The sequence below is a fragment of the Neobacillus sp. PS3-40 genome, assembly GCF_030915485.1.
In the GTDB taxonomy this organism is placed as follows: Bacteria; Bacillota; Bacilli; order Bacillales; family Cytobacillaceae; genus JAUZPL01.
In genome coordinates, this window is the sequence record NZ_CP133266.1 from 2,200,277 (window position 1) to 2,213,164 (window position 12,888).

12 protein-coding genes and 2 riboswitches are annotated in these 12,888 nt (G+C 38.1%); of the genes, 2 read left to right on the forward strand and 10 right to left on the reverse strand.

The genetic code is table 11. The features are described from left to right. Positions 1–684: 684 nt before the first annotated feature. Positions 685–2,184 (reverse strand): amidase, encoded by a 1,500-nt coding sequence (locus RCG20_RS10755; protein WP_308184231.1) that lies wholly within the window; start codon positions 2,182–2,184, stop codon positions 685–687. A 643-nt stretch (positions 2,185–2,827) separates the two neighbouring features. On the opposite strand from RCG20_RS10755, the gene RCG20_RS10760 reads away from it, so the two are divergent. Beyond that, entirely contained in the window at positions 2,828–3,199 is a 372-nt protein-coding gene (locus tag RCG20_RS10760) for a pyridoxamine 5'-phosphate oxidase family protein (RefSeq protein ID WP_308184232.1), read from the forward strand. Positions 3,200–3,245: 46 nt separating this feature from the next. After that, entirely contained in the window at positions 3,246–4,529 is a 1,284-nt protein-coding gene (locus tag RCG20_RS10765; protein ID WP_308184234.1) for a uracil/xanthine transporter, read from the forward strand. Positions 4,530–4,566: 37 nt separating this feature from the next. Here RCG20_RS10765 and RCG20_RS10770 read toward each other — a convergent pair whose 3' ends face one another. The 9 genes from RCG20_RS10770 to RCG20_RS10810 all read right to left on the reverse strand — a co-directional run bounded on the left by RCG20_RS10770 (position 4,567) and on the right by RCG20_RS10810 (position 12,480). Continuing rightward, positions 4,567–5,637, reverse strand: coding sequence for a tellurite resistance/C4-dicarboxylate transporter family protein (locus RCG20_RS10770; RefSeq protein WP_308184235.1), 1,071 nt, complete (start codon positions 5,635–5,637; stop codon positions 4,567–4,569). A 110-nt stretch (positions 5,638–5,747) separates the two neighbouring features. Next, positions 5,748–6,194, reverse strand: coding sequence for a MarR family winged helix-turn-helix transcriptional regulator (locus tag RCG20_RS10775; protein WP_308184236.1), 447 nt, complete (start codon positions 6,192–6,194; stop codon positions 5,748–5,750). A gap of 239 nt (positions 6,195–6,433) precedes the next feature. Continuing rightward, positions 6,434–7,234 (reverse strand): VOC family protein, encoded by an 801-nt coding sequence (locus tag RCG20_RS10780; protein WP_308184237.1) that lies wholly within the window; start codon positions 7,232–7,234, stop codon positions 6,434–6,436. Then, a complete protein-coding gene (locus tag RCG20_RS10785) occupies positions 7,231–8,043 on the reverse strand; it encodes a pyrroline-5-carboxylate reductase family protein (protein ID WP_308184238.1) in 813 nt (270 codons plus the stop codon). Before RCG20_RS10785 ends, RCG20_RS10780 begins: the two co-directional genes overlap by 4 nt. 15 nt (positions 8,044–8,058) lie before the next feature. Next, entirely contained in the window at positions 8,059–8,880 is an 822-nt protein-coding gene (locus RCG20_RS10790) for a MetQ/NlpA family ABC transporter substrate-binding protein (protein WP_308184239.1), read from the reverse strand. Beyond that, positions 8,877–9,908, reverse strand: coding sequence for a uroporphyrinogen decarboxylase family protein (locus RCG20_RS10795; RefSeq protein ID WP_308184240.1), 1,032 nt, complete (start codon positions 9,906–9,908; stop codon positions 8,877–8,879). The genes RCG20_RS10790 and RCG20_RS10795 overlap by 4 nt, the downstream gene beginning before the upstream one ends. A 79-nt stretch (positions 9,909–9,987) precedes the next feature. Next, positions 9,988–10,093, reverse strand: a riboswitch (SAM riboswitch). A 144-nt stretch (positions 10,094–10,237) separates the two neighbouring features. Beyond that, on the reverse strand, positions 10,238–10,960 hold the full coding sequence (locus tag RCG20_RS10800) for an amino acid ABC transporter ATP-binding protein (RefSeq protein WP_308184241.1): 723 nt from the start codon (positions 10,958–10,960) through the stop codon (positions 10,238–10,240). After that, positions 10,957–11,640 carry an amino acid ABC transporter permease gene (locus tag RCG20_RS10805; RefSeq protein WP_308184242.1) on the reverse strand — a complete coding sequence of 228 codons (684 nt, stop codon included), beginning with the start codon at positions 11,638–11,640 and terminating at the stop codon, positions 10,957–10,959. Before RCG20_RS10805 ends, RCG20_RS10800 begins: the two co-directional genes overlap by 4 nt. Positions 11,641–11,679: 39 nt before the next feature. Further along, entirely contained in the window at positions 11,680–12,480 is an 801-nt protein-coding gene (locus RCG20_RS10810; RefSeq protein ID WP_308184243.1) for an ABC transporter substrate-binding protein, read from the reverse strand. 181 nt (positions 12,481–12,661) lie between these two features. After that, positions 12,662–12,845, reverse strand: a riboswitch (Lysine riboswitch). Between the last annotated feature and the right edge of the window lie 43 nt (positions 12,846–12,888).

The following is a 12,888-nucleotide window of genomic DNA, read 5'->3' on the forward strand; positions in this document are numbered from 1 at the left end:
ACTTTAACATGGGCAGGTAAAATATCCCCTATTAATCAAAAAGGCGACTTAAAATTCACATCTGAATTTTAGAGTCGTCTTTTTTTAGCTAAGCAGAATTTATATCAATAAATTCTACTAGCGCATAAGGGCAACTACGCCTCTGTCATCGCCCTAAGGGGCTCGTCAATCGGCGAGTTTTCTTTAATACAGTTATATATCCTTAAAAGAAAGTTTTTCAGTGACCTCGCTTAAGCGCCTGTTGGGTCTCCACCAATATCATTAAAATAGAGGCTTTTTGGAATCACTTTTCTACTTTATCTACCTGAGTTGATTGGAGCGGAGGGCACTTGACTCCTGCGGGATTAGAGGGAATGGGAGACCCCACAGGCAGTACGCCGAGGAGGCTCCCATCCCTCCCCGCGGAAAGCAAGTGCCCGGAGTGGAAATCAACGGGCAAAGTTATGGTCTAAATACCAATCAACAGGGTGGCAAATGAACAATGCGCTTTAAAATAGTCAATGTAAAAAGGGAACTTTTTAGTGCCCTCCAAAATACCCCAAGCATTTTTCCATGATAAATAATATGCTAATTCAGTTGTGATTTGGACAGTTAATTACGTTTCTCTCCAAGTTATCGGACCACTAACCCTATTAAGGGTTAGCCTTCCTTTTGTACTAAAAAATGGAATCTACTTTTGAATAATTATATCAGAGGAAACATCGGATTTCCTTTCATTCCAACCCATAAATCAGAGTGTTCCATTTGGCTAGCTATTTGTAATAACCAGTCCTCCTTACCTTTTGGTGCCATAATTTGAACACCAAGTGGGAGGCTTGCTTTTGTTAGATGAACTGGAACACTCATGGCTGGCTGCCCTGTTAAATTGGCTAATTGTGTAAACGGTGTATAGGTTAAACTAGCCTCAAACATGTCATAAACAAGTTGTTGTTGTTCTGATTTTGTTAAATCGTCTACTTTTAATAATTCTGCAATTTCTTTTTCCGTATGTGTAAGTTCTTTTATTTTTGGAGCAGCGCTTGCTGTCGCTGGCGTTACATATAAGTCATACGTTTGGTGAAACTCTGCCATTTGGGCAGCGGCCACATCCCATTCTGCAATACTTTGTGTAAATTCAGCAGCGGAAACATGTTTTCCTGTAGTAGTTAACACCCACGCAACAATTTCCATATCATTAACTGTAATGGCTCGTCCCATTGTCTTTTCGATGGAATCCACCATTCCTGCCATTTCACCACAATTCATAATATAGTAATTTTCCATTAATCGCATTCCGTCAACATGATTACCTTGTTCTTCTACCAAATGCCCTTGTTCCTCAAGCCACTTAACCGTTTTATATACCGCGAACTTCGCTTCCTCACTAACAGGTGTCCCTACAGGAGATTCGGTTGTAAACGCTACTCTAAATTTCCGATTATGATGCTTGTTTAGTTCGCCCAGATAACTACCAGCAAATAAGGGTGTTTGAAATGCTGCTTCAGGTTGAATAATTTGTAAGACATCCAAAAGGGCTGCACTATCCCGAACCGTACGCGATAATGCAAAATCAATCGATGCTCCTTGCCATTGGCGGCCTACCCCAGGGCCTACAGGTGTTCTACCTCTTGTCGGCTTTAGACCAAATAGACCTGTAAATGATGCAGGTATTCGTATTGATCCACCTCCATCACTTGCTCCTGCAATCGGGACGATTCCTGATGCAACACTTGCAGCAGAACCACCACTTGAGCCACCTGGTGAATAATCCGGATTCCATGGATTTCTGGTAGCTCCGTGAACTACCGGCTCCGTTATATTTTTTAAACCGAATTCGGGTGTATTCGTATGTCCAATAAATAAAAAACCTGCTCGGCGAAGGCGTGCGACAAAATTCGAATCTCTCCTCGCCAGATGATCAATAAATAATTTTGACCCCGAAGTTAACGGTTCCCCCTCTATTGCTTGAGAGATATCCTTTAAAACAATCGGAACGCCTGCAAATGGCTGCTCACTAATTTGCAACTGTTCTATTTCTTTCATAACGATTTCTTTTCTTGTTCGGATTACTGCATTTAAGGTAGGATTTACCTCATCTAGTCGATTGAAAGAAGCCTCAACCAATTCTTTCGGGGAAACTTGTTTCTTTTTAACTAAATTTGCTAAATCTACCCCATCAAGTGCTGAATATATTACCTTATCCATTACACTACCTCTTTTTATTTTTATTTTTTTACCTTCTTTTTAGTTTTGAGAGATATTTATCCCCCAAAAAACAGAGAAAATAGGCGATATTCCGTGAAAAAATATTTTTATCAGCGAAAAGTAGAGATATATCAGCGAAAAAATTGTTTTATCAGCGAAAAGTGGAGATATATCAGCGAAAAGTCCATTTTATCAGCGAAACGAAGAGTAAGGTCAATAACAACAATCTACTAGTAAAGAGCCTTATTTTTTTGCTAGACTTTGTTGCATTTTCCTGTTGATACCGCTCGAGAGGTTCGCCTTCCGCTCCAATCAGCTAGGGCAGTTCTCAAAAAGCCTCTATACTCCATCTTTTAAGTAATCTACTTAAACATTATCATGTACGATTGAAAAATTGTACCAAAGTGTACCGTTAAATTGTTTATCCACCCTTTTACTGAATTATCCCAATAAAATAGAATTGATCCAAATCATTGTGCCCTAGATTTCCTTGTCGTAAAATAACAGAGGGAGTCGCCTCGGCTTTCAATTCTGTTTTGATCGTTCTTCTTCAAGGCACTCTTTTATACCTGTTTGACTATCTCACCACTTATAGGCTGAGATTCATATACTATTATCTTTAAGAAAGAGGAGGAAATATACAATGCTTACAGAAAAATTTTTCGAAGTGATCAATCAAGAAGGAGTTACTTCTATCGTGTCCTGGGGGGGAAATGAGGCCCATGTTGTTAACACTTGGAATTCATATATCAATGTAACAGATGATAAAAGAGTTCTTATCCCTGCAGCAGGAATGTACAGTATTGAAGAAGATGTTAAGGAAAATAATAAAGTTAAGATAACCGTTGGAAGCAAGGATGTCCAAGGTACTTACGGTATGGGCGCTGGCTTTAGAATTGAAGGAACCGCTAATTTCCTTACAACTGGCGCGGAATACGAAATGATGAAGGGTAAATTCCCATTTTTAAGCAGGGTTCTTGAAATTACAGTTGAATTTGCTAAACAAACTTTATAATCTCGTATTTTAACGGAACGTATTAAAAAGTGAGAGTGACTACACAATGCGACAATTATTGACATCAACGACCATCCTCGCCGCATTTCAATGGCTGTTTTTTATTTTTGCTAATACTTTTGTTATCCCGATTTCAATTGGAACTGCTTTTCATTTAACCCCAGAAGTTATTGCAGTTACAATGCGAATTTCATTTATTTTTACAGGGACAGCTTGTATTCTGCAAGGATTGATTGGACATCGTTTCTCATTGATGGAAGGCCATGGCGGACTTTGGTGGGGACTAATGATCGGCTTAGCTGCCTCGGCTCCTTCGGTTGGAATTAGCTATACAACCCTTGGAGGCGGCTTGGCAACTGGAATTCTGTTGTCTGGCATTGTGATTATTTTATTAGGCTTGCTAAATTGGGTCCATTTGATTCAAAAATTGTTTACACCAATGGTCATGACTGTTTACTTATTTTTATTATCCATACAACTAACCTTTATCTTTTTTAATGGAATGATTAAGGTAACAGGTAAAGGGAATATCGACATACCTGTTACCTTGTTTTCTCTCTTCCTTGTTTTTATTGTTATTTTTATCAGCATTAAAGGAAAAGGGATGATAAGTAACTTCGCCATTTTAATAGGAATTATTATCGGGTGGGGTTTTTATGTTTTACTATTTGGAGCAAACAAGTCGGCAGAAAGTGCGGCATTCGCCCATTTAACTTTATTTCCATTAGGTAAACCTAATTTTGAAGTCGGAATTGTCATTATTGGTTTTATAGGTGGATTACTAAGCTTATCAAATAGCTTTACATCTATATATGCTGCAGAATCTTTATATAAACAATCTTTATCTAAAAAAGGGACAAGAAATTCCCTTATATTGACTGGTTTTTATGGTTGTCTCACAGCCTTTTTTGGCTTAGTTCCATTTGCAACTTATACCTCTTCAATCGGGTTTTTAGAAAGCACTCGAATATTGGATAGGAAACCCTTTATCCTAGCGGGGGCACTCGTTACATTACTCGGGATTATTTCACCTTTTGGATCCTTTTTAGCATCGATGCCGATAACAGTTGGGAATGCTGTTTTATTTGTAGCATATATCCAAATGTTTGGCACTACATTAAAGGGGATAAAGGATTTTCAATTTAACTCCAAAACCATTTATCGAATCGCAATTCCTGTTTTAATAGGCGTATGTATCATGAATATGTCACCCACCTTATTTTCCAATTTACCAATGTATATTCGCCCACTCTTAAGTAATGGCTTACTAATGGGGATCTTACTTTCAATTTTTCTTGATAAATTGGTTGTATGGTCAAAATACGATTAATATTTTTCCATCATAAAAAGCTAATCCAATTTGCGGATTAGCTTTTTGTTTTTGTTACATTTCCCGGTAACTTACCATTATTTTTAATTTCTTGATAGAGGTGGTGGAGTAACCCAAAAAACACGATTCCCCACGCTGCCATTGCAACAAACACCATCACTCGCGGGATACCGATAAGAAATGGAAGAGATAACGCTTTGGCAAGCTGGAACGTACTCGTTGTGTACATAGCAATCGGGAACGCCATTCCCCAAAATTGAGGATCATATGTCAACGGGTAATGGTGATAGAGATGTCGCCAAATCATAAGAATAAACAGCAATGGAATCCACCATGTGCCTGTAATCCAGAAAAATAATGTAAATCCTTTTAAGAAGGGCAGCATATCCACGAGAAAAGGCCAATTCTTAGCATGCAGCATAAGGGTCGATCCCGCTAATGTCGTAATCGCCACTGCTCCCATATTGATCCAATATGGAGGAGTAAGTGCAGCGTACTTAAACTCTAAGAAAGTAAATCTGTAGAAGATTAGCGTAATAATATTTAGATATAACATACAGCCTAGCAAATACATGCATAAGGTGAAAAATAGAACGATTTCACGTCCACTTCCAATAAAGGATGATAACAATGTACCAAGAACGGAAACAGACTGTGTGGCAACCGCAGCAATTAACCATGCCCCGTTAATCCCTTTACCAAGAGTAGGTTTGTGTTTCCCTACTGTAACCGCTGTGAAAAAGGTGTACATAACAATAATCCACAAAAGAATTCCAAGACCCCATAGAAAGGTAGCAACTGTATGATTATTGGCTACAACGATCAACTGGCTTCCAAACATACAGGTTCCCGCAACCAAGGTGAAAAATCCTGGGCCGTTTGAATGGCTTGTCAAATCCGCTATGACTCGAGGAAAGTAGTTAATCAGACGGAAAATAGTAAAAAACCACAACAACATGTATGCAACGATATTAAAATACAATAAACTCTTTGAAATTGGCTCCATTCCAAGCAAATGAGAGGCAATCGACAATGCCCCTGTAGCCATTACTAATGAGAAATAGCCTGAAAAAAGATTTTCTGCTGTGCGCCTAATAAAGTGAATCATCATACCACTCCTAAATTGCGGTATTTCATTTGCTGTTTAATAAATTGTTTAGTTTAAATCGTATAGTATTAACTATAAAAAGGCAATAAACGTTTCACTTAGAAAGCTTCCTACTCTATCTTATTTAGGATTCGATTTAGTTTAGAAATAGCATAATCCAAATCAATTAGATCCTCCCCACTTAAGTTTGAGAGCCGATCACATAATACCGCGTGGAATTCTTCCCACCGTTTACTGACAATCCTACTTCCCTCCTTCGACAAATTCAATTTCATCACACGTTTATCAGAATTATCTTGAACTTTTACAACAAAATCTAATTCCTCTAATTTGTTAATTAAGGGAGTTAGTTGCTGCTTGGAGATACTAATATTTTTGGCTAGTTGAGTCATAGAAATACCTGCTTTTTCCTGGAACAATTCCTCTAAAATATGAAACTGCAAATGAGTCAACTCCGATTGCTTTTTCGGACTCGCATTGGTTTTGTTCATTGAATTATAAAACTGAGGAAGAAGCTGAATCCAATTTGCGGCAATTTGTTCAACCTTTGAAGACATGTATATTTCCTCCTGTAAAATGGTTATTGACTGATTGTACATAATTATTTACGATGAGACAATTGAATTTATCTCTATCTTATCAAAATGGCGCTAGGATCATGAATAACAATCTTTGCTTATGATAAAAGTGCGGCAAGCAAGTCTTTTGTTTTCAGCCACTACAGGAGAGATTTGACACATCAATTGATATACTAAATAAAAAAAACTCGTTCGTTAGACGAGTTTTTTTACAGTTTTTATATGATCACTTTTTTCTGCGTTTCTTGGGCATCAAATAGATATTCGCCATCACCAATACTAATAATCTTGCCTTTTAATTCCTGAACTTCAGTTTTAAAGATCAATTGCTTTAACTGATTATCATTTCCCTTTTTAAAAATAAAAGACTTATCGCCAATACCGAGTATGACAGAAGTTTCATCAGATTCCTCAATTGATAGATTAAATAACGATTGCCAGTGCGCTGCAGTGATAATTGGATCTGAAACAAAAAAGACTGCACTTTCTAGCGTAACATCACCAGCCGGGTGGGGAGTAATTACCCCGAAGTCAGTGAGGCTTTCTAATCGTTCTGAATCAGTTCCCTTCCATTGAATAATAAATGGATAAACGAGATCCTGGAAGTTTTCCTCAATCGTCATCATACGCCATTCAATTAGCTGACCACGTTTATCCAAACGACTTCCATCAATAATGGCAGACAAGGTAAGGCCTTGTTCCTTCAATGATGCCGCCGTAGCATCAATATCATCTGTACGAATTGCAATTCGTAGCATCGTTTCACGTTCTGGCAATAAAGTTACGGCATCTTTAACCACACAGTTGACCCCAATTGATTTTTCCGCCAAATTTTGGTCTTCAATTCCTAAAAATTCAATGTAGGTTAACCCAAAATAACTAAGGGCATTATATGTACCCCATTTTTTATGTGAGCCACCTTTGAAGGCCACTAGTTTATTATCCTTAAAGGTCTTTATTGCTGTTTCCAAATCATTTATATAATGAACGGTATGATCCCAATTTAATGTTGTCATCATTCATGATCCCTACCTAATTGAGTTGTTCGCTTAACAGCCGCAAGTACACTTCTTTGTAGACCAGCCGCAAAGTCACTGTTATTTAATTCATAAAGGGCATGAATGCCTACGCCACCCGCTGAGTTATTACTATCGAGTAATTGCCGTGGATGGCGCCCACTTTGTTGCAGCATCACGACCGCACCAGCAACATTTTCGAGAGCAACCTGCCATGCTTGTTCCCTAGATAGGCCTGCAAGTACGCCTGCATCTGCAAACGATTCAATGAAATAATAAACATAGTTCGGACCAGCAACACCAAAACCAGTAAAAATATCAATGAGGGATTCATCCAAATATTGAACCTTCCCAAAACCATTTAAGAAATCCTCAACCTGTTCTTTAGATGCATAGGCATTCAGTGCCACCCCACTATATCCAAACCCAGTATCGGTCAAAGTGTTTGGAATACAGCGGATGATCGGACGCCCATCCCCTATATAGCCCGCAAGCTTTTCAATTGTCACTCCGGCAACAATCGATAGGATTGCCGTATCTTGCTTAGCGAATTGTTGAATATTCCGTCCCACTGCGGCCAAATCATCCTGTGGACGAACCGCAATTACAATGAGATTTGCATCCGCAAGTGCAGTCTCTTGTGAGATATCATCTTTGGTACCATAAGTCCTGCTTAAAAGCCGGATGCGACTTTCGTCGATATCTGTAATGCTGATATAGTCAGCTGCAACTGTCTGATTGGATACACTAGCACGGATGATGGCTTCAGCCATTTGACCACCACCGATAAAATGAATTCGTTTCTTTTTCACCGTAAATACTCCTTCCTAATTGCTTCCCCATGCTTCTGGAAGAATGAAACCATCGTATTTTCCCTGAGACTTAATATACTTTTCAAACTTGGTGGATTCATATGCTGCTTTTAAGTCTTTTGCCCATTTTGTATTTTTATTCTTCTTATTTATAGATACGATAATTCGATGCTGTTTAGGTGTATTTTCAACTTTCAATGCATCGGTAATTTTTTTACCAGCATTGGCAATATAATTCCCATTCACAACACCGTAATCAACATCTGCAAGTGACACCAAAATTTGAGCTGGATCCAAAACCTTTAATTTAATATCGTATTTATTTGGCTCAACACTATTTAGGTTAAAATTTATTGTCTTTGTATTTGATTTTACTTTCACCCAACCAAGTTCTTCTAAAATCCTTACTGCTCGTTCTTGATTTACTGGATCATTTGGAACCGCTACCGTTGTACCATCTTTGACCTCACTAAGCGATTTATGATTTTTAGAATACAGACCTTGAGGGGCACTAGGGACAAAGGAAATTCCTATCATATCCGTCTTTTGCTCTTTATTAACCCCTTCCATATATGCTGTACTTTGGAAAATACTAGCGTCGATTGAACCCTCTTGCATTGCCGGATTAACCTGCATATTTTGGGAAAATGTTTTGATATTTACCTTATATCCCTTATCCTCTAAAATTGGCAAAATACTTTTACGGAACTGTTCCTCATAAGTCCCCACTCCAAAGCCAACTGTAATGTTCTTTTTATCAACTGATTTTTCCTCTTTTCCGCAGCTTGCGAGTACCAATAGTAAACCTATTAAAATAGCAATCCCTATTTTTTTCACCGAATTATCTCCTTTTCAAATACAGAATCATGTAATTGCCCTAAAGCCTCATCCGTAACATTAACTGGAATAGAACAATTTGGAGCCAATATAAACGGTTCATCTGACGTTAGCCTTAAAGCTTCATTAGCCTGAGTCCGAATACTGTTGATGTCGTTTTTTGCAAATAAAGAGTGATCAACACCGCCCACTTTTGTTGCTTTTAGTGGAGCAGTCAAGCCAATATTACCAGCTGCAAATGTATCCCAGCTAATACCGTCTATCGGATAGTCATTAAAACGTTCAGGATGAGCGTAGGCACCACATGTATGAAGAATCCGCTTTCCTCGAGCCGCTTCAAGGACAATCGAATCATATTGTCTTGAAAATTCATTGAAAGCAGGTTCATCAAACAAATCCGGATGGGCCGTACCTGTCACCGCATAGAATATTCCTTCCACACCGGCATGCTCTAGTTCTGTCACATAATCCGCCAAGGTTGATGCTATCGCATGTAAGGCACGATGGATGCCAGCAGGTTGTTCTGTGAATAGTTTCTTTAGAGAGACAGGACTTTCACTACCATAAATAGTATTTTTAACATAAGCTGATTGACCAGCTAGGAATAATAAAATGGTTAATGGTGAAAAAATAGTCTGAACAAGTGGTGTATCAGGCAGTCCTTGGCGAATTTGTTTTACAGCCTCTAATTGTTCTGCTAAAGGAGCTGAGCTTGTTGCCTTTTTTACTTGAATATCCCAAACATCTGATGGTATCTGAATTGCCGCCCTTGTTTGCTTTGGAAAAACTGACTTGTAATCATGAAAATCGTAGGTATTTCCCCATACCTCTGCATAATAGGTTGCACGCGGATTAATTTTCACCCAATCCCAATCAAATTGCTTGGTGAACGAAACCGTCGCTTCTGCTAGATCTTCTGCATTCTGTTCTTTATCGATAAAATGTCTCCACCCACTAACAATCGGGCGATCTGCCCGTTCACCACACAGTAATGCTTCAAAACGCTCTTTCTTTTGCCAAATACCCATACAATTACCTCCCTTTTTCACCAATAAAAAAACTCTTCTTAGGAAATAAGAAGAGGAAAATTGTCTGGTGAGACGCCCCTTCTTATCTACCAAGCATTACACTTGTTGGAATTAGCACAGTGCTCTTTTAAAGTCTGCTGCTGAGGTATCAACGGGCCAAGTCCCTTCACCTCTCTAGATAAGAAATCCGAGTTATTTAATTGGAATAATAAGATAATAGCATGCTGGAAATGATTGGTCAATCCATTTTAAGAAAATTAAATTTTATCTGTAAAATCAAGCAATAAAAAAACAAGGTGAAAAATTTCCCACCTTGTGATTAATAGCTGCTATAAAATTTGATTTAAAAACCGTTGTGTTCGCTCATGCTTAGGATTAACAAAAAATTCACTTGGAGGGCCCTCTTCGATTATATTTCCATCTGCGAGCATGATAATTCGATCTGCAACTTCTTTTGCGAATCCCATTTCATGAGTGACAATTACCATCGTCATTCCATCACTTGCAAGATCCTTCATAACCTGTAGTACCTCTCCAACAAGTTCAGGATCCAAGGCAGAGGTTGGTTCATCAAAAAGCATAACTTTTGGTTCCATTGCCAATGCTCTCGCAATAGCAACACGTTGCTTTTGCCCACCAGACAGTTGGTCTGGATAATAGTGGGCTTTATCATGTAAACCTACCTTTTGAAGGAGGACCATCGCTTTTGAACTAGCATCTACCTTTGACACTCCCCTTACATAGATAGGAGCCTCGATGATATTTTCCAACACTGTCTTATGGGGAAATAGGTTGAAATGCTGGAACACCATCCCAACCTTTTCCCTTATTTTATTAAGGTTCGTCTTCGCAAGATTTATAACTTCAGCATCAATGGTGATGTTCCCACTCTCTGCAACTTCTAGAAAATTTAAGCAGCGCAAGAGAGTACTTTTTCCGGAACCACTTGCACCTATAAGAACAACAACCTCTTGCTCGTTTACTTTTAAATCAATGCCTTTTAATACTTGGAGATTACCGAAGGATTTTGATAAATTTTTTATTTCAATCACGCGATACTTACCTCCTTCGGCTTACTCACATCAAACTTTTTCTCAATTCGATTCGTAAACCATGTGAAAATGAGAACGATGATCAAATAATAAAGTCCCACTACAAAATACGTTTCAAACGGCATATAGTTTTCACCTTGTACACTAAGTGCAGTGTTATACAAGTCCGTAACAGATATATAGGCGACAAGGGATGAATCCTTTAAGCTAATGATAAATTGATTCGCAAGAGGCGGAATTGCTCTTTTGAAAGCTTGTGGGAAAATAATTCTTCTCATTGAAAGAGAATAAGGCATCCCTAGTGACCTAGCCGCTTCCATTTGTCCCCGATCAATTGATTGGATAGTCCCTCTGAATATTTCAGCAATATATGCACCTGTATGAATACTCAAGGCAAGCGCACCTGCAGTGAAACTATCCAAATTTACGATATTCGCTAAGCCATAATATAAAAACATAATCTGAACAATCAGTGGAGTACCACGTATAATTCCAATATAAATATCAGAAATACGATTAAGTAATTTAATAGACGAAATTTTAAACCCTGCAAAGATAAACCCAATTATTGTCGCAATTACAAGAGAAACGGCTGTTATAGAGATCGTCATCCATGAGGCCTTTAAAAATGCCATTCCATGTTCATTCAGAATTCCCATTATATTTTGCAAAAAAGTCATGATATCTCTATAGGCCTCCTTTACTAAAAATTACATAAACTACTTTTTCTCTAAAATATTTTCATTGAACCACTTTTTACTGATCTTGTCATAAGTACCATCATCACGCATCAATTGAATGGCTTTATTAATTTTATCAACTAATTGTTTATTTCCCTCTTTAACCGCTACACTTACGCGATCTTCATTTAGCAAGTCACCAACTGCTTTAATTTTTAAGCCTTTTTCATTTTTAGCACTAACCCCAACAATTTTATCGGTAATGACAGCATCTAATCTACCTAATGCCAAGTCTTGAAGCGCATTTACGTCTGTTGGGTATCCCTTTACATTATCGGATAATTTCTCAGCCATATCCTTCCATGTACTTGCTTGAATAACTCCAATTGTTTTTCCTTTTAAATCCTCTTTTGATGCAATATCACTATCTTCTCCTACGAAAATTTGTGCACCAGATAGATAGTATGGGTTTGTAAAATCAACTTGCTTATCCCGTTCAGGTGTTGCAGTCATACTTCCGATAATAGCATCATATTTATTTGCTTTTAATCCTTGGATGATCGTTTCCCATGGATTGGTGACTGGATTTGCTTTTAGCCCGATCCGTTTTGCTATTTCAGTTCCAATTTCCACATCAAAACCTGTTAGCTTTCCGTCTTTCTTAAAGTTTAATGGTGGATAAATACCTGTCATTGAAAAGGTTAAAGAACCTTCATTTACTAGTTTGAAGTCCGAACCCTCTGCTTTCGCAGTCTTTTCTGTACTGTTGCTTGCTTTACTTCCACATGCTGAAAGGACCAAAAGCAAAGCAATCACTGATATAATCATCAGTTTTTTCATCCTAATTCCCCCTTTTTATAAAGAAAACTTGGCTAGCGCCAAGCCTTAAGGCGCCGGCGATCGCCTAGTTGCACTTATGCTGCTAAGCAGAATTTATGAATATAAATTTTCTGCTTAGCAAAAAAAAAACACCGCCAGAATTGAATATGACGGTGTTCTTTACACCCTCATCCATAAGCATTGAAAGAATAGTTCTCCACAATTCATTTGAATTGTGACAGTTCTGCCCCTATTCGAGTGCAGCCCCAGCCTCCTGAAAACAGTGATTTCAGAAGCTTCGGCGATTTATCCTTTTTCCTATTTTCATAGATTTCACTTAAATCTCCAATAGGATACTAATAAAAATCGCGACCTCTACCCCATCTCAATGCTCTTGTAGATGAGGATTTATTATTTAATTTGGTAACT